Annotated in this window: 15 protein-coding genes and 1 pseudogene; 7 read left to right on the top strand and 9 right to left on the bottom strand. The window is 40.5% G+C overall.

Going from position 1 to position 17,320, the window contains the following annotated elements; translation table 11 throughout:
- Position 1: 1 nt before the first annotated feature.
- The 3 genes from guaD to puuE are packed head-to-tail and all read left to right on the top strand — an operon-like array spanning position 2 to position 3,510.
- Positions 2–1,360, top strand: a complete 1,359-nt coding sequence (gene guaD / locus MTF64_RS15770; protein WP_248451946.1) for a guanine deaminase — start codon at positions 2–4, stop codon at positions 1,358–1,360.
- A 4-nt stretch (positions 1,361–1,364) separates the two neighbouring features.
- Positions 1,365–2,570: a urate hydroxylase PuuD gene (locus tag MTF64_RS15765; protein ID WP_121638310.1), complete on the top strand. Its 1,206-nt coding sequence runs from the start codon at positions 1,365–1,367 to the stop codon at positions 2,568–2,570.
- A 1-nt stretch (position 2,571) separates the two neighbouring features.
- The gene (puuE, locus tag MTF64_RS15760; protein WP_054981688.1) at positions 2,572–3,510 is read left to right on the top strand and encodes an allantoinase PuuE; all 939 of its coding nucleotides are present in this window, start codon (positions 2,572–2,574) and stop codon (positions 3,508–3,510) included.
- 142 nt (positions 3,511–3,652) lie between these two features.
- Here puuE and MTF64_RS15755 read toward each other — a convergent pair whose 3' ends face one another.
- From MTF64_RS15755 to MTF64_RS15740, 4 genes and pseudogenes are all read right to left on the bottom strand, one after another.
- A complete protein-coding gene (locus MTF64_RS15755; RefSeq protein ID WP_154945735.1) occupies positions 3,653–4,342 on the bottom strand; it encodes a response regulator transcription factor in 690 nt (229 codons plus the stop codon).
- 171 nt (positions 4,343–4,513) lie between these two features.
- Positions 4,514–6,016, bottom strand: coding sequence for a trehalase family glycosidase (locus MTF64_RS15750; protein WP_248451944.1), 1,503 nt, complete (start codon positions 6,014–6,016; stop codon positions 4,514–4,516).
- A gap of 16 nt (positions 6,017–6,032) precedes the next feature.
- The gene (locus MTF64_RS15745; protein ID WP_248451943.1) at positions 6,033–7,271 is read right to left on the bottom strand and encodes an MFS transporter; all 1,239 of its coding nucleotides are present in this window, start codon (positions 7,269–7,271) and stop codon (positions 6,033–6,035) included.
- 164 nt (positions 7,272–7,435) lie between these two features.
- Positions 7,436–8,446 (bottom strand): annotated as a pseudogene (locus MTF64_RS15740) (LacI family DNA-binding transcriptional regulator); the annotation flags it as partial.
- A gap of 279 nt (positions 8,447–8,725) precedes the next feature.
- Here MTF64_RS15740 and MTF64_RS15735 point away from each other — a divergent pair.
- Positions 8,726–10,975, top strand: a complete 2,250-nt coding sequence (locus MTF64_RS15735; RefSeq protein ID WP_248451942.1) for a TonB-dependent receptor — start codon at positions 8,726–8,728, stop codon at positions 10,973–10,975.
- A gap of 33 nt (positions 10,976–11,008) precedes the next feature.
- On the opposite strand, the gene MTF64_RS15730 is transcribed toward MTF64_RS15735, so the two are convergent.
- From MTF64_RS15730 to MTF64_RS15710, 5 genes are all read right to left on the bottom strand, one after another.
- Positions 11,009–11,530 carry a hypothetical protein gene (locus tag MTF64_RS15730; protein WP_248451941.1) on the bottom strand — a complete coding sequence of 174 codons (522 nt, stop codon included), beginning with the start codon at positions 11,528–11,530 and terminating at the stop codon, positions 11,009–11,011.
- A 58-nt stretch (positions 11,531–11,588) separates the two neighbouring features.
- Positions 11,589–13,139, bottom strand: a complete 1,551-nt coding sequence (locus tag MTF64_RS15725) for an EAL domain-containing protein (RefSeq protein WP_248451940.1) — start codon at positions 13,137–13,139, stop codon at positions 11,589–11,591.
- A gap of 126 nt (positions 13,140–13,265) precedes the next feature.
- Positions 13,266–13,889, bottom strand: a complete 624-nt coding sequence (locus tag MTF64_RS15720; protein WP_248451939.1) for a GDSL-type esterase/lipase family protein — start codon at positions 13,887–13,889, stop codon at positions 13,266–13,268.
- Positions 13,889–14,401, bottom strand: a complete 513-nt coding sequence (locus MTF64_RS15715; protein ID WP_248451938.1) for a DsrE family protein — start codon at positions 14,399–14,401, stop codon at positions 13,889–13,891. The genes MTF64_RS15720 and MTF64_RS15715 overlap by 1 nt, the downstream gene beginning before the upstream one ends.
- A 64-nt stretch (positions 14,402–14,465) precedes the next feature.
- Entirely contained in the window at positions 14,466–14,939 is a 474-nt protein-coding gene (locus MTF64_RS15710) for a flavodoxin family protein (RefSeq protein WP_248451937.1), read from the bottom strand.
- 77 nt (positions 14,940–15,016) lie between these two features.
- Here MTF64_RS15710 and soxR point away from each other — a divergent pair, with 77 nt between their 5' ends.
- The 3 genes from soxR to MTF64_RS15695 all read left to right on the top strand — a co-directional run bounded on the left by soxR (position 15,017) and on the right by MTF64_RS15695 (position 17,298).
- Positions 15,017–15,481 (top strand): redox-sensitive transcriptional activator SoxR, encoded by a 465-nt coding sequence (soxR, locus tag MTF64_RS15705; protein WP_029773642.1) that lies wholly within the window; start codon positions 15,017–15,019, stop codon positions 15,479–15,481.
- Positions 15,482–15,578: 97 nt separating this feature from the next.
- Complete coding sequence (locus MTF64_RS15700; protein WP_248451935.1) at positions 15,579–16,223, top strand: hypothetical protein; 645 nt, start codon at positions 15,579–15,581, stop codon at positions 16,221–16,223.
- The gene (locus tag MTF64_RS15695; protein ID WP_248451933.1) at positions 16,213–17,298 is read left to right on the top strand and encodes a rhomboid family intramembrane serine protease; all 1,086 of its coding nucleotides are present in this window, start codon (positions 16,213–16,215) and stop codon (positions 17,296–17,298) included. The genes MTF64_RS15700 and MTF64_RS15695 overlap by 11 nt, the downstream gene beginning before the upstream one ends.
- The last annotated feature ends 22 nt before the right edge of the window (positions 17,299–17,320 follow it).

Below are 17,320 nucleotides of genomic sequence, written 5' to 3'. Positions count from 1 at the left end.
TATGAGCACGCAAAATAATAATAAAATGACCGTAATTTGTGCCAACATACTCGATTTTGTTGACGACCCAGCCATTGCAGGCGAAAGCGCCCATCGCTATTTTGAAAAAGGCGCGTTAGTTATTCAAAGCGGCAAAGTCGTTAACCTTGGTTACGAGCAAGACATACTGCCAAGCATTGATAAGTCAGCCACTATTATTCGCCACGATGGTAAATTAGTAATGCCCGGCATGATAGACACGCACATACACTTACCGCAAACCGAAATGGTCGGCGCGTATGGCGAGCAGCTTTTAAGCTGGCTTACCGAATACGCCTTCCCCACTGAAAAAAAGTTTACCTGTGAGTATTATTCAAAAGACATATCTAATCGCTTTTTAGATGAGCTACTGCGTAATGGCACCACTACCGCATTGGTATTTGGTACTGTGCACCCGCAATCGGTGGATGCGTTTTTTAACGAATCTCAAAAACGTAATTTACGTATGATTGCCGGTAAGGTAATGATGGACAGAAACTGCCCAGATGATTTATCAGATTGCGCGCAAACCAGCTACGATCAATCAAAAGCACTGATAGAAAAATGGCACAATGTGGATAGGTTAAGCTATGCAGTAACGCCACGTTTTGCGCCCACATCTACCCCAGAGCAACTACAAAAATGTACTCAATTATTAGAAGAATACCCCGACACCTACCTGCATACCCACTTATCTGAAAACAAAGACGAGTGCGAATGGGTAAAAGGGTTATTCCCAGAGGCTGATGATTACTTAGGCGTTTACGAGCAAGCTAAAATGGTGCGTAAACGCTCGGTATTTGCCCATAGTATTCATTTATCTGAGCGCGAGCTGTGCTGCCTTGCCGATAACAACGCGGCTATATCGCACTGCCCTACCTCTAACTTATTTTTAGGCTCGGGCCTTTTAAATTTAAAGAGATGTGAAGAGCATGGAATAAATGTGGGTATGGGTACCGATGTTGGCGCAGGCACAAGTTTTTCTATGCTACAAACAGGTAACGAAGCGTACAAAATTCAGCAGCTACAGGGTCAAAAGTTTTCAGCATTTAAAGGGTTTTATTTAGCCACCCTAGGCGGCGCGCGTGCCCTTGATTTAGAAGGCACCATAGGTAACTTTAATGAAGGCTGCGAGGCCGACTTTATTGTAATGGATTACGCGGCCACCTCCTTTTTAAAGTTCAGAATTGGCCATGCCAAAACCCTTCACGAACAGCTTTTTGCCATGATGATGCTAGGCGACGACCGCTGTATTGAACAAACCTACATTATGGGTAAAAGCGTGTATAAACGCGACGAACAAGCCCAGTTTGCACCCACACCCGATTTAGAAGAGGCATAACCCGATGGAAAACTATTTATTTGAGCTTGCTCATTTGGTGTTTAGATACTTTCACGTGGTAGCAGGTATAGCGTGGATAGGCGCCTCATTTTATTTTGTGTGGCTTGATAATAACTTACAAACACCACCACAATGGAAACAAGATAAAGGCATAAAAGGCGATTTATGGGCTATTCATGGCGGCGGCTTTTACGAAGTGGCTAAGTATCAAAATGGCCCAGAACAAATGCCCTCTACCCTACATTGGTTTAAATGGGAGGCCTACACAACCTGGATCAGCGGCGCGCTGTTATTTACGCTGTTATATTATGTGGGCGCAGATGTGTATTTACTCGATGCCAGTAAAAGTGAGCTCAGTAAGTTTGCAGCTATTGGTGCATCACTTGGTTTTATAGGCTTAGGCTATGGTGTTTATCGGTTATTGTGTAAAAGCCCGCTTGTTGAAAATGGCAAGGCATTTATTGCCCTAGGTGTAGGCTTTTTAGCGTTATGGACGTATGGGGTTGATCAGCTATTTAGTGACCGCGCAGTGTATATTCATGTTGGTGCATTAATTGGTACCTGTATGGCCGGTAATGTATATCACATTATTATGCCTGCACAGCGCTACATGGTAAGCGAAGTAGAAGCTGGGCGCATTCCTGATTCAGCGCCGGGCTTAAAAGCAAAGCAGTGCTCAGTACATAATAACTACGCCACCCTACCCGTTATATTTATTATGCTAAGTAACCATTTTTCGTATACCTATAGCCATGAGTTTGGCTGGTTAGTGCTTATTGGCTTTTTTATTATTGGTATGTGGATACGCCACTTTTTTAATTTAAAGCACCAAGGTGTTAATAAGCCTTCAGTGCTAATAAGCGGTATTGCCGCGTTTTTTGCGTTAATGCTAGCCATAGCACCGTGGCCAAGTAGTTCTGTAAACGCGAATAATGAGCTACAAGCAAGCATAAGTGATGCGCAAGCATGGGATATTATTAATAAACACTGTACACAGTGCCACAGTGAAACCCCTACATCGAAGCTTTTTCAAACCGCGCCGCTCGGCTTTAAGCTCGACTCACTTGCTGATGTAAAAAAAGCCAGTGCACTTATTCATACTCGCGCCGTTATTACCAAAGACATGCCATTGGCTAACATGACAAAAATGACTGATACAGAGCGTGAAATGCTTGGCACTTGGCTTAGCGCAGTAAAAAAGGAGCAGTAACATGAGCGAGCAATTTAAACATTACCCGCGCGATTTAATTGGTTATGGTGCACACACTCCGCATGCCAATTGGCCTAATAAAGCCCGTATAGCCGTGCAAGTAGTATTAAATTACGAAGAAGGCGGTGAAAACTGTGTACTGCATGGTGATGCAGCAGCCGAAACGTTTTTATCTGAAATAGTTAGTGCCCCGCATGTAGAAGACCGCCACATAAGCATGGAGTCTATTTACGAATATGGCTCGCGCGCAGGTGTGTGGCGCTTACTTAAACTCTTTAAAAAATACGATATACCGGTCACCATTTTTGCTGTGGCAATGGCCCTTGAGCGCCACCCCGATATAGCTAAAGCCTTTGTTGAAGCTGGGCACGAAATTGCAAGCCACGGCCTGCGCTGGATTAATTATCAACATATAGATAAACAAACCGAGCGCGAGCACATGCAAAAAGCCATTGAAATCATTCAAACGCTTACTGGTAAAAAGCCCACAGGCTGGTACACCGGGCGCACAAGCCCTAACACAGCAGCCCTTGTGGTTGAAAATGGCTCGTTTTTATATGATGCCGATGACTACAGCGACGACTTACCCTTTTACAGCATTAAAGAAGGTAAGCCACAGCTAATAGTGCCCTACACGCTTGATGTAAACGACATGCGCTTTGCTGCAGTGCAAGGCTTTAATGCCGGCGATCAGTTTTATAATTATTTAAAAGATGCCTTTGATACGCTTTATGAAGAAGGCGACCCACAAGGTGAAAACGCCCCTAAAATGATGTCTATAGGGCTGCATTGTCGCTTAATTGGCCGCCCTGGGCGCATTAAAGCCCTTGCACGGTTTTTAGAATATGCTAAATCGCATGAGCAAGTGTGGTTTGCAACGCGCGAGCAAATAGCCGAGCACTGGCTTAAAACTCATCCGTATAATACCAATCCGCAATAGTACTTAATCATTTAGTTATGCGCATTGGTATAATAAAGCCTAGATGTGAGCCGTTAAAACTAAACTCTAAGAGCTTATTAGATTTATCATAAAACAAAAAAAGCCCAGCAGTGCTGGGCTTAGTCACTTTAGGAGTAGTGGTTTACTTAGCCATAGGTAATAACACCGATATGTAACGCTGAGCCCAATTTGCTAATTCAACACGGTTACGAGAATTGGTTTTTTTAAAGGCACTGTACAAATGCGTTTTAACGGTGTGGTCACTTATATTAAGTTTATCGGCAATGGCGTTATTGCTCGCCCCTTGAGCAATTAAGTGAATAACCGATTTTTCACGTTTAGTAAGGTGCGCATAATCCCCTTTTTTTGGGGAGATATCTTCTTGTAGGCTATTAAACGAAGAGGCAACCGAGAGAATATCTGAAAACGCTTTTGATATAACCTTTCGCGTAAACCATAACTCGCCTGAGGTTATTCTAACTAGCCCTTTAAAAATAGTTTCTGGTGCATCTGATTTATAAAACACACCATTGAAATGATTTAACAGTAGATTTTTTTCGCACACGGCATTGGGCTCTACATTAAATAAGACAACTTTGTACTTTTTAGCGAGGCAAATTAAGTCGGCAGGCAGCAAATCTAACCAGTTATTTTTATCGCCATCAATTAAAAATAAATCAAACTTATCCCTTTTCTCGTTTTTAGGGATCACGTCGTCCATTTTAATATCGCCAAAAATGGCTTGCATGGTTTTTAATATAGTTGTGTAGCTTTCACTGTGAAAAGAAGATTGAAACGTGGTTTTTACAAAAACGGCGTGTGGTTGTAGCATAGATTTCGTCCTTGAAATGTTTACACCACACTACCGAATTTATTAATCACTTACAATGCACCTGGGCATTATTCATACACGGCATAAAACAATCACCAATAATATTTAGTTAATAGTTACAATAACTTAATGAAAATTAGTGAATTATTTTCATATAAAACACTGCTCTGATCAGTCTTTACATAACGTATAAAAGCGTGAGGTAACCCCGTTAGTCCAGCCGAAACCTTGCTGTACTACGTATTCTCCGCCCCCTGCTTTTAATTGAGGCACGCACACATTGTATTTTTCTAGTAGGCACTGATTAACAGAAAAGTCGCTTTCTACCATTGTTAGCCAGTTTTGCATTATACGTTTACTAAGATCACTAAAACCGTAATTATTAAGCCCTTTAACAGCAAACCACTGCAGCGGAGCCCACCCATTAGGGCTATCCCATTGCTGTGATGTAGAGGTAACGGTAGTAACTATGCCGCCGGCCTTTAAAAAGTCGCGGCTTAGTCGCTCGGCAATATGTTGAGCTTGTTGCTCAGACGCTACGTTAAAAAATAATGCAGTACTTGCGGCAGCGCTTAACACCTTAGATTGACTCGCTTTGTGATGATTATAATCAACAAAAAAGTGTTGTTGCTCACTCCACATGTATTTATTAATCAGTGTGCGGCGAGCTGCTGCGTAGTCGCTAAATAAATCGGCTTGTTGGCTATTACCTAGCAGCTTATTAAACTTACTAAGCTGTTTTTCTAGGTTATAAAGCAAACAATTAAGATCAATGGGTAATATATCGGTCGTTTGTATAGAGCTAAGTGAACTAGGCTCAGCTAGCCAGCGAGAACTAAAGTCCCAGCCAGATTCACACGCTGCACGTATATGTCGATAAAAGTCGGGCTTTTTATGCTCAGCTAAGCCCTCTGCGAGTGCCAGATCTTCTCTCAGGGATTCTGCCCTAGGGGCTGCTTCATCGTCCCAATAACGATTTAACTTGCCACCGCATGGCATTTTTACAACTCGCCTTAATGCCGTTTTCTCGTTAGTAAGCTCTTCTGCGCCTTGCATCCAAAACGCATACTCTTTTTCAAGCGCATTAACACATTTTTCAAGCCATGCTACATTATTGGTTTTACTGTGCTCGCGCTGCCATAGTAATTCAACCATAAGCGCTAAAATAGGTGGCTGTGAACGCGATAAGTAGTAACTGCGGTTGCCATTTGGAATACACCCATAATCGTTTATAAGGTCGATAAAGTTTTGCAGCATATCTTCAACAATCTCGGGTTTATTAGCATCAATTAAGCCGAGCGCTGTAAAGTAGCTATCCCAGTAGTATATTTCCTGAAAACGCCCACCAGGCACAATGTAGCTATGCTTTAATGCTAATAAAGAATCGGCTTTAGGTTTATCAGCCGCCCGTCTCAAACCATGCCACAAAGAGTTAATATAGTGCTTAACGCTTGCGGTATCTGGCTCACTTTGCATACGTAGTAAGGGAGTCGTAATAAAGTGAGCATTTACAAACTCTTTTAATTGGGCTTGATTAAGCGGTGCTACTTGCTCATAGTGTTTACACGCACTTTGCCAGCTGGTTCGTGCAGTTGCATCTGCAAATGTTTTACAGTCATCAAAAATATGTTGGGTCTGTACATCTTTAAATAACTGGCTTTCAAAAAAATTCATAACAATCCTAAATCAATTATATGCTGGCAGCGTGCTGAGAAATGGCGCGGGTGCGCTGTTTAAAAATAATCACGCTTATAAAAATTAAGCTAATGGGAATTAACGACAGGTAAAATGCGTGCTGACCACTAAAATGCTCAAATACGTAGCCTGTGATCATTGAACCAGTTGTGCCTCCAAGTGCTGAAAACACAACGATTAACCCTGTCATGGCTGCATGCTGGTGCTTTTCTAATGCGCTGAGTATTACCGAATTTAACACTGGATAAATTGGCGCCATAAAAAAGCCAATGAGGGGCAAAACAAATGCGGCCAGTGGTGCATCAAATAGGCTAGTGATTGCTGTATTAGGTAGGTTTTCAGTTAGGGGTAACGTTATAATAATAAGTAATGCCATGGCGACTAAGCATCCGCACAGAACAAAAAACCAATTAACGTGCTTAAGCACCTGCCCCGCAACTAAACGACCAAACGCTAACGCCGCTGCAAAAATACTCGCTAACTGAATACTTATAGCCACTGGCAGTTGTAAAACTTGGTTATTAAAGGTTGGCAGCCAAGTGCCTACGCCTTGTTCAATAAGGACATATAAAAATGCACTTATAATAAAAATAAGCACCAAGGGCTGATATGTTAATTTAAGCATGGCTATAAAGTCATTCAAACTAGAGTCAGTTTTATTTTTATCAATTGCAGGCGCAATCGGTGCAATAACAACACTTAGTAATACAATTAAAGTAAGCGCAGCCAACGCGTAATAAACATTGAGCCACGCATTGCTTTGGCTTGGGTCTATAAAGGCGGTAAAAATCCAATAACCACTTAATACACCCACCATAAAAATGCCTTCGATGGTGTTTAAAAGTGACGAGTGACTATTAGCATCTTCGGTTACTTGGCCAATAATAGAATAAACAGAAACTTTGACTACCGCAAAACCACAGCCTATCACTGCAAATAGCACTTTAAACATATAAAATTCGCTGATCAGTGCGGTGCTTAAGCACGCTAATGCAACGACCGCTAAAGACCCTAACACTGCGAGCTTATACCCTAATCTAGGAATGAACGAGGCAACAACAAAAGACATTACCGCAATTGATAAGTCTTTAAACCCTTCCAAAACAGACGCCTCAGTTTTGCTAACGCCCAGTGTGTTTATTGCCTGCAAAATGACTGTTCCTACGCTATTTAATAATATTGCGAAAATAAAATAGCTTGCAGCAATTGCTAGTGTGATTTTTGTTTTACTCATAGCTTGCCTTACTTATAACGCAGTGCGCCATAACGATTAAAGCTAACACCTTTGGGTAATTAGCGTGTGTGTTTGTGTCAGTGAACGTTGAGTTTAGTGTAGAATAAAAATCAATGCAATCGTTTGCATTTCAAGTTTTAAAATTTGTATCTATCATTCATAAATCAGCGTTTACTCGATTGGCGAGTTATTAATTCTATATCAATAACTTGAGATTCAACTTTTTGACCCATAAATTGTTGCATAAGCTTTTTAACTAAAAGTTCAGCCGCTAATTGAGTATTTTGTTTAATTGTTGAAAGCGACGGATGGCTAATATCTGCCATTGCTATATCGTCAAAGCCCACCAATGCAACATCGTTAGGGATACTGACATAGCGCTCTTTTAACGCCTTCATTGCACCTAAGGCAACCATGTCGCTACAAGCCATTATTGCATCAAAGTAGAGCCCTTTTTCGCGTAATAGACTATTAATTTCTTGATACGCCGAACTACTCGTAATATCAATAGAAACAACGTGCTGCTCTAGTTTATGCGTAGATAGCGCAGCTGCATAACCACGGTGTCTTTCGCTAATTTCACCGTGCTCTGGGTCGCCTAAAAATAAAATATTTTTTGCACCATGTTCGATTAAGTGCGCAGTGGCTTGCATTCCACCTAGGTAGTTATCACTGCCTACAATAGGGTAATTACTGGGTGTTTTAGGGTCTCCCCACACAACCAAAGGGATCCCCGCTTTAGCAGCCGCCTCTATATTGCGCTGATCTTTACCTTGCCCAACCACAATAATGCCATCGGCCCTTCGGCCATTAATAAAGTAATTAGCCCAATCATGCTGCGCCATTATTGAATTAGACAATAAAAGCTCTAGCCCTTGTTGATTAAGTGCAAGATTAATTTCGCTAACCACTTTAAGTAAAAATGGATCGCTAATCGATTGTTCGGTTTGTTCATCTAAGTTAATGATAACAGCAACAACATTTGTTTTTTGCGTTCGCAAGCGGCTTGCAGCGGTGTTTAAACTAAAATTATGCTCTTTAGCGAGTTGTTTTAATTTATCGCGTGTTTCTTGTTTTATTAACGGGTTGTCATTTAAAGCACGCGAAACCGTAGAGGTAGACACCCCTGCCAGCTTTGCTAAATCAGCTAATTTTATTTTTTTGTTATCCATGAAAACCCTGAGCCGCGTTGTATTAACTAATGTTTAATGTAACTAGCTGACAATATAGCATTATTAATTTTTTCTGGCTTGCCTCACAGGCTAAAAAAGCCATACCTAGGCTTTTACGCTCAATATTTCTACAAATATAATTCATAAATAATTTACAAATAAATATTGCAAACGTTTGCATTAATCTTTAAGGTTTCATCATATACAGCCTGTTTACATAAAAACTTTGTATGCAGCGCAGTAAAACACACACTGTTTAACACACTAAAAGCGGGATCACACATGACATTCAATAAAGCAAAAAGTACATTAGCGTGCGCTATAACTTTAGCCTTGAGCTCACACGCCACCTTTGCACAAGAGCAAGCACAAGAAACCAAGGTAGAGCGAATTGTTGTTTCAGGCACACCTACCGGGGTCGGCATCAGAAAAATAGATGCAGGCTACGCTGTTACAAATATTGATAGCCAGCAAATTATTAAACTTTCACCTAAAAGCACTGCCGATCTGTTTAAAGCCGTACCTGGGGTTTGGGTAGAAAGCTCAGGGGGTGAATCTGGTGCCAATGTATTTGTACGTGGTTTTCCTGGCGGCGGTGACGCCCCATTTTTAACCTTAAGTATTGAAGGGTCACCCGTTTACCCAGCCCCTACATTATCGTTTTTAGAAAACTCTTCACTTTTTAGAATTGATGAAACGATTGAGACCATGGAGGCTTTACGCGGTGGGCCGAACCCTGTTTTATCAAATGGCCAACCGGGTTTAACAACTAACTTTAGGCTAAAGCGCGGTGGTGAAGACACCGAAGGCTTATTTAAATACACAACATCTGATTACGACCTACAACGAGTAGATGCTGTTATTAGTGGTGAAATTACTGACGATTTATACTTTATGGTTGGCGGGTATGTAAAAAGCTCTCCGGGTATTCGTGATGCAGGTTTTACCTCTGAGAAAGGCAGCCAATTTACCATTAATATCACTAAAGATTTAGATAACGGCGAGCTTAATTTTTATACCCGTCAAACAGATGACCATGGTGCATGGTACTTACCTACCCCACTTAATATTGAAGGGATTGACGCAGAATATACTCAACTTGGCACATTAAACCGCCAAGCAACAATATTCACAGGCCCTGATGCACAAGCACATGATATTGACTTAGGGGATGGCCGAGGTTGGGACGGCCACGTAACAGGCGGTAGCATTAAACTAGATCTTGATAATGGTTGGCAATTTTCTGACCGCTTCAATATAACTAAAGGGGATGCCAATACATACGGGTTGGTGCCAAGTGGCTCAGCAACCACGGTTGGTGCAGTTGCCGATAACGGGCAAACCGCATTTGGTGCAGTAACCAATACTGAGTACGCAAGCGACACCCCAATACAACAACTTGGCCGCTGGGTTGTTTTAAAAGAAATTAGCTCATTTACAAACGATTTAGCGTTTTCAAAGCAATTTGATGATTTATCAGCCACGTTTGGTTACTACACAGCCAGTACATCGGCAAACGATTGGTGGAGTTTAGGTAATACGGCTTACCACGTACTAGAAGCAGGCGGCGAGTCGCTAACTGGCATTGAGTGTAATCAAAGCACTGATGGCTGCGATTTTAACCACGATATTAGCTCAACAGGTGATGCGCGCACCAATGCGTTTTATGTAACAGCTCAATACAAATTTGCCGAGGACTTTACCTTAGATGCAGGCGTGCGCCACGAAAGTCATGAAGTAGAATACAGTGTTGATGAAGGCCTTGATGGAATTATTACCAAAACAGTTAACTATGATGAAAGTAAAACATCGTGGACCACGGGGATTAACTATTCAATAAACGATGACATGGGTGTATTTGCACGCGTAAACCGTGGTTATAAAATGCCTTACTTTGACGACTTTAGAGATAACTTTAGCGCTTATGAAGGCGGCGAAAAGCTAATTAAAGAAGTAACCCAAGGCGAATTTGGCTACAAGCTAATTTCTGACTCTACAGACTTTTACGCTACCTTGTTTGTTAACGAAGTAAAGGGCGATACATTTGTACGCCGCCCAGGTGTACCTGCAGAAATTTTAACAAACGAAGCGTACGGTGTTGAGCTTGATTATAACTTTAATCATCAGTCGGGTTTTTCGGTTAATTTAAATACCACACTACAAGAAACCGAAATAACGCAAAGCCCAACCAATGAAGGAAATGAATCTCAGCGTCAGCCAAAGTGGCAAGTGCGTATCACACCTAGCTACGACTTTGAGCTACAAGGTATGTATGCCACGTTATATGGCACACTGTCGGCTGTTGATGACCGCTTTGGTAACAACGAAAACACGGTGACTCTTGATGGCTACGAAAAAGTAGACTTAGGTTTAATTTTAGAACCTATGGAAGGCATAAAACTACAACTGGCCATTGATAACTTAACGGATGAGCAAGGTATAACAGAGGGCGACCCACGTAATGCCGATGCCCCAAATGGCCGCTATATTATGCCACGCACTACGCGCTTTAGTGTAAGTTATGCGTTTTAAACACACTTAATACTAAAGGGAGCTTGGCTCCCTTTATTTTATTTTTTCTTTAAGTGTATTAAGCGCCTCTACCGAAAAGCCCCTATCGTAAAAATGTAAAATTTTACCTTTGCTATCTATTAAAACAACGCGAGTATTGTTTGGGTTTTTATTACCTGTAAATTTTTGCACAGCTTCACCATCTTCATAAATAGTGATTACCCCGCCCCACAGCTCTTTTGGAATGCCCTTGCGCATACCGCTGTCTATAAATGTACTAAACATACGCGGGGCCATACCTGCTATGGTAGGCAGTTCGTAAGTGGGTAATGTAACCCCTGTCATGTCTAAGCCAATTAACCAACGGTCTATGTCAAATTGGCTATCTTGTTTATAGCCAATGAGTAACAAGGTTTTATCGGCTTTAAAATCACTCGGTATGGTTACGCTTTTCTCATCTAGGCTTTGGCCGCTAATGGTTGGAAACTGCTTACCGGTAATTTGCTGATTTGGGTATTGAGCTGAGCACGCACTAAGCATTAACACCATAAATGCGCTGGCTATTATTTTAATCATTTTAAAACCTTACACTGTTATAAATATCATACTCATACGTGTATGAGGTAAAACACGTTTAAACCGTTTGCAATTTTAAATACGCTTTAAACTCTCGAAGTGCCATGGGCTTGGCATATTTCCAGCCTTGGCCATAATGTACGCCAGCTTGTTTTAGTATGGCTTCTTGCTCATTTGTTTCTATGCCTTCTGCTACACAGGTGTAGTTAAACTTACGTACCAACGCCATAATATTGGGGATCATTGAGGCCTTTAAGCCTTGTGTTGTTATGTCTTGTACAAAGGTGCGGTCAATTTTAAGTTGATGAAAGCTCAAGTTTTGTAGATTTTTTAAGTTAGAGTAACCCGTACCAAAATCATCTATCGATAAATTAAAGCCCGCCTCAACCAGCCTTTTAAAGTGGGCATGGGCAACTGTTGAGTCTAAGTATTCGTCTTCTGTTATTTCTAAACAAATAATAAAGCGCGAATCGGTGAGTGCCGGTATGTCTTTTAAAAGCGCAATATTGCCTGTTTCTACATCGTAGGGAAAAATATTAATAGAAATTTTAAAATTGCGCGGTAATGCCTCAACGGTGGTTAGCTCATGTAGTACTTTTTCAATCATGGCTTGGGTAAAGCGCCACGTTAAATTGGTTTTTCTGATAATAGGAATAAATTGATCAGGAAATAAAACCCCGTATTTATCTTCAAAACGGGCCAATGCCTCACAGCCAACCACTTTACCCGTTTGCAAACAAATAATGGGTTGGTAGGTCCAATAAAATGAGCCCTTTTTAAGGCCTTTGCGCACACGCGTGATAGTTGAGCGCCTAGCCGCTAAGCTATAGTCAATTAACAGTCCACTTGATACACCCGCTAACGAAATTAAAATAAGCGAAATAATCAATAAAAATTGATTATCAGCAAAAAATTGGCTCCACGGAAGTTGTGCGGCTGCGCAGTACCCGGGGTTATTAGTACTGCATTTAATAATTGATTCATAAGATAAAAATGAGTGATTTTTTACCTGCTCATAAACCCCTTTAGCCCCCGCTAAATGAAACGTCTCGCGCGTATTTTTATAAAGTACTTCCCACTGAGGAGAAACAATTACTTTATCATTAAAAGCGCGCGTATCGACTATTAAATTGTAATTACCTTGCCTTACAATTATCACTTCCATTGCACGGCCACTAAACAAAAGTAAATACAATTGTGGTTCGTACCTTACGCGCACAGGTTTATTATCGTATTTATCAATTCGAATGTAGTCGGGAGGATTATCGGTAATTGTAGCTGCCAGCTTTCCTGCCCCGGTGGTGCAAACCAGCTCATTATTTGTAAAAAAGCCAATATCTATCACGTATTGTGCATCAAACAACGCGCGGCGCATTTCTATCAATGTATTGTTATTACATTGTTTAGCGTTTGCGTTATTTAGGCGGGTTAAAATTTTTCTACGTTCTGTTGCGGCAGCATCTATGTGTTGAACAATATAATTTGAATCTCGCGCTAACTGCCTACTTAGCTTTTGTGCAGCAAAGTACATCAGTGTGCTAGCACATATAATAAAAACCACGACACCGCTTAATACTGCAATTAAAGACCTACGTTGATATTGTTTCATAACACCTTTTTAAAGAAGCTGTGTGTGAGTCAGGTGCAATAATAATTGCATATCTGGGCATAAAAGCAATCAAGCTTGTAAAATAATTAAAGCAAATTACGTTTTTAATTTATTGATTTGTTTGCATTATAATTGCAAAACCAGGTGGCTGAGTATACCGCTAAGCTGCTTATGGCCTTGGCTATTTAAATGTATACCATCGCTCCCTAGGGGGGCGTTAAGGTGTGATATATCAACGTAATTAAGCGCGTGCTCGTGTGCTACACGTTTAAAGAGAGTGTTTAAGGATTGTAACTTTTGATCACAGTTTAAATAAATATGGCTTAATCCATGCTGAGGGTTAATAAATAAAGGACCAATAACAATTATGTTTGGTAAGTTAGCAGGCGAGTAAAATTGTTTAATAGAGCCAATAAAATGCGTAAGGCCGGTGGCTATATCTGTTGGGGCTAAGTTAAAACGCTTTTTTAAATCGTTAGTGCCAAGTGCAATAATGAGCGTGTGTAAAGCGTGTTGCTGCAAATCGGGTTTTAAATAGCGAATACCATTAAGCTCCCCCGCAAAAGGCGGGTTATTCACAAGCGTACGGTTTGGCTGCCCCGACTCTATTACGCTAAAGCCGCTGCCTAGCTGTTGCTGTAACCGCGCGGTCCAACGGGTCTTTTCATCATAGCGCTTACCTGTTTCGGGATTTAAACCCCACGTATTAGAGTCGCCAAAGCAGAGTATATTTTTTGTTATTTGCGTCATTAAAATGGATTGAGCGTATAGCCTTGTTGTTGAAGTTGTGCGTGCGCGGTCATCGCAGAAAGCGACATTTTCACGCCATCAATGAGCAATTCAGGCGTTACTTTAAAGTGAGTTGCCGATTGCCCGCACACATACACCTGAGTGTTATTAGCAAGTAGCTGCTCAATTAACGCTTGGTTTTTATTGTCATCACTAAAGCGTTTTTTATATTCGCTGTTAGCTAACACATCAACGCTTGCGCTGCCGTGCACAACTAATGCAAGTTGAATGTTTTCAGGCTTTACACCATGCGCTACATGCATGTTAATAAAACGCGCTAACGAATTTATTGAATTATTTTGCTCGCCTTTTTTAGCACCATCGGCAACATCAAATGCTATTTTAAATACCGTAGAGCTATTAATTTTGTCATGCTTTGGTATATTATAATAATTACCAAACCCGTTAATTGATTGCTCATTAGCATTAATAAACGGGCTAAAAAGCAGCACTAACCCTAGTAAATATTTCATAAAACAATCCTGTGTTTTTAAGCGTATTACTAAACTACCAGAGACAACCAAAAAAGGCTGCAATTTAAGCAACCTTTTGGGTACTTTTATGGTGATGATTAATAAACTGCATACCTAAATAACTAAACGTATTTTTAAATTGCTCTACAAAACACGCCGGCGCTTCAGTTGATGACGCATTAGAAAGCACTGAAAAATGCTTACTACGCAGCGTTCGTAACTTTGGTTTTAATGCTTCATCGTCCATGTAGTCGGTTATTCTATCAATAAATAACTTCATTTGTACCGTGGTGCTGTACCAATAAACGGGTGAGGCAAACACCCAGTGGTCATACTTTAATAGTGCTTCAAATACAGCGTAAAAGTCATCGCTTTTATAGTTTTTGTTATAACAGTACGGCGCTATTTTATAATCATCTAAACATATTATCCTTACATCGTTTTGCTCAGCAAAGCTGTTAACGTGTGCCTGCGTATTACCATCTTTACGTGCGCTTGAGTAAATAATAACAGTGCTGCGTTTAAGTTTTTGTTGCATTTAGTTAGCTCCTTTTTTAATGTTGAAAGAAGCTTAAAACCTCAACTTATATTGAGGTCAACCGGAAATTTAAAACAATGCCAATAGATCAAAAAAAACTAACCGAGGCTAACCTAACCGTAGGTTATGTCGCTAAGCGCAGCGGCGTAAAAGTATCAACCCTACACTTTTACGAAACAAAAGGACTCATACGTAGTTGGCGAAATAGCGGCAACCAACGCCGCTATAAAAAAGATGTGCTGCGCCGTATAGCGGTAATAAAAGCCGCACAAGCCATGGGAATAACACTTGATGAAATTAAACACACCCTGGCCACATTACCTGAGCAGCGCACTCCCACACAAAAAGACTGGTCAGCCCTTTCAAAGCAATGGCAAGCACAGCTTGATGAGCGCATAGCGTATATGCAGCGCCTACGCGACCGCGTAGATGGCTGTATTGGTTGTGGGTGTTTATCTATGAGTAAGTGCCCTATTTATAACAAAAACGACCACTTAGGCGAAAACCAAAGTGGTGCTGTGCTGTTAAATTCATCTAGTTAGCATTAAAGGTACATTTATCGGCAAGTCGCATTGATAATTAGCTACAATATAAGTACTCTATCATGTCTAAAAAGGAAGCAATTATAAGGATATAGTGTTGGAACCTACTAACCCAGCTCCACCCAATAACAACTCTAAAAACCCAGCTACAACACAAAAATTGGCACAGGCCTTAAAAACGGTCGATAACAAAGAGCTTAAAAGTACTGGCTTTTGGCTAAATCAATTTTTTATGGTGATCTCTACTATTTTTGGCGTGTACTTAGCCGCTCAAAGCGGTTTAGAACAGGCACTTAAATTTGATAACTTTAGCAAAATGGAAGATAACTATTATTTACGTACCTCATTGTTTGATGAAGTAACCGATAATGTTAAAAGTGTGAGTGAATATGCAGCGCTTTTAGCTAAAAGCCCGCCAAAATCTGAAATGGAATATTTTAAGCCAACGCTTGAAAAATACATATGGCAAACAATGCAATACTCGCCAACAACGCTTGAAACTCCCAGCGAACTGTTGACCCAAATACGCCGTTTTTACTCTCGTTCAGAGTTTTTAATTAATGCAGCCGTTAGCAGAAAAACCTCAGCTAAGCATGCTGCAAGTGAGCTTAAAAAAATAGCAGAACAACTAAAAACGACTACCCTTCCTCGATTAAAAAATAGTGCCGAACATTTGAAAAAAGAGCTGCAACAAAACGATATTTCAGTCGGCTCATTAAAGGAGTTAACACATGCCAACTAAACGCTGCCCTCATTGTAAAGATCATCCATTAGAAGTAACCCAATATCAAGGTGAAGAAATTGACATCTGCCGAGAATGCGGTGGCTTATGGTTTGAAAAAAACGAAGTTAACAGGATGATCAGCGAAATAAATGAAGGGCCAGAAGGTGATAAATTTGAAACTCATTTTGGAGAATCTTTAGGTGTTTCAGAACTTGATTGCCCAGATTGTAGTAAAAGTTTAGAGCGTTTTCATCTTCTCGAGGCCTATCATACCGAAATTGATGTATGTAGACATTGTGATGGCACATGGATTGATAGAGACGAGTTAGAAAGCGTAGAAAAAAGCCCTGAATTAAAAAACAGCTTAAGTGAGCTCAATCAAAAAGTAAGTTGGAAAACCTATCTTTTTCAATTTTTAACGCAAATGCCAGTTGAATATAATATAAAACCACAAAAATCACCGTGGGTGACCCGCAGCCTTATTGCTTTAAATACACTCATTTTTGCACTGTATTTTTCAAATCCAAATGCCTTTAATTATGTTATTGATAATTTTGCGATGACACCCGCAGATTTAAGCCAAGGCAAAGAGTTATGGAGTGTTTTAACGTGTGTATTTTTACATGGCTCTATTATGCACTTAGTAGGCAATATGTATTTTTTACATATAGTTGGCGATAACCTGGAAGATGTATTAGGTCATAAGCGCTTTTTAATGTGGTATTTAGTGTGCGGATTACTTGCCTCGTTTGCTAGCTTCATAGTAAGCCCTATGTCGGCAATTCCTGGGGTAGGTGCAAGTGGTGCAATTGCTGGTTTATTTGGTATGTACTTAATGTGGTTTAGGCATGCAAGCCTTACTTTTATGTTTGTAATTTACCAGAAAAAGCTTTCTGCGGTGTGGTTTTTCGCGATTTGGTTAGGGTTTAATATTTTTGGTGCAATAACAGGCCCAGATGGAATTGATTATGGCGCACATATTGGTGGGTTTATAGCAGGCTTAATTATTGGTTACTTATTAAAAAACAAAATTTTAGAAGGAAACCCAATAATTCGTTTGCTTAATCAAAGCGAAGCACAGTTAAAACGTTAACAATTGCTATAAAGCCACTGAT

It is taken from the genome of Pseudoalteromonas sp. 2CM41L, from assembly GCF_023161905.1.
In the GTDB taxonomy this organism is placed as follows: Bacteria; Pseudomonadota; Gammaproteobacteria; order Enterobacterales; family Alteromonadaceae; genus Pseudoalteromonas; species Pseudoalteromonas atlantica.
Note: the sequence above shows the minus strand (reverse complement) of the source record. Positions and strands in the feature narration are given on the sequence as shown.

Excerpts from the sequence above, each read along its gene's own strand:
- guaD (WP_248451946.1), top strand. The coding sequence starts at position 2 with ATGAGCACGCAAAATAATAATAAAATGACCGTAATTTGTGCCAACATA.
- MTF64_RS15765 (WP_121638310.1), top strand. The coding sequence starts at position 1,365 with ATGGAAAACTATTTATTTGAGCTTGCTCATTTGGTGTTTAGATACTTT.
- puuE (WP_054981688.1), top strand. The coding sequence starts at position 2,572 with ATGAGCGAGCAATTTAAACATTACCCGCGCGATTTAATTGGTTATGGT.
- MTF64_RS15755 (WP_154945735.1), bottom strand. The coding sequence starts at position 4,342 with ATGCTACAACCACACGCCGTTTTTGTAAAAACCACGTTTCAATCTTCT.
- MTF64_RS15750 (WP_248451944.1), bottom strand. The coding sequence starts at position 6,016 with ATGAATTTTTTTGAAAGCCAGTTATTTAAAGATGTACAGACCCAACAT.
- MTF64_RS15745 (WP_248451943.1), bottom strand. The coding sequence starts at position 7,271 with ATGAGTAAAACAAAAATCACACTAGCAATTGCTGCAAGCTATTTTATT.
- MTF64_RS15735 (WP_248451942.1), top strand. The coding sequence starts at position 8,726 with ATGACATTCAATAAAGCAAAAAGTACATTAGCGTGCGCTATAACTTTA.
- MTF64_RS15730 (WP_248451941.1), bottom strand. The coding sequence starts at position 11,530 with ATGATTAAAATAATAGCCAGCGCATTTATGGTGTTAATGCTTAGTGCG.
- MTF64_RS15725 (WP_248451940.1), bottom strand. The coding sequence starts at position 13,139 with ATGAAACAATATCAACGTAGGTCTTTAATTGCAGTATTAAGCGGTGTC.
- MTF64_RS15720 (WP_248451939.1), bottom strand. The coding sequence starts at position 13,889 with ATGACGCAAATAACAAAAAATATACTCTGCTTTGGCGACTCTAATACG.
- MTF64_RS15715 (WP_248451938.1), bottom strand. The coding sequence starts at position 14,401 with ATGAAATATTTACTAGGGTTAGTGCTGCTTTTTAGCCCGTTTATTAAT.
- MTF64_RS15710 (WP_248451937.1), bottom strand. The coding sequence starts at position 14,939 with ATGCAACAAAAACTTAAACGCAGCACTGTTATTATTTACTCAAGCGCA.
- soxR (WP_029773642.1), top strand. The coding sequence starts at position 15,017 with ATGCCAATAGATCAAAAAAAACTAACCGAGGCTAACCTAACCGTAGGT.
- MTF64_RS15695 (WP_248451933.1), top strand. The coding sequence starts at position 16,213 with ATGCCAACTAAACGCTGCCCTCATTGTAAAGATCATCCATTAGAAGTA.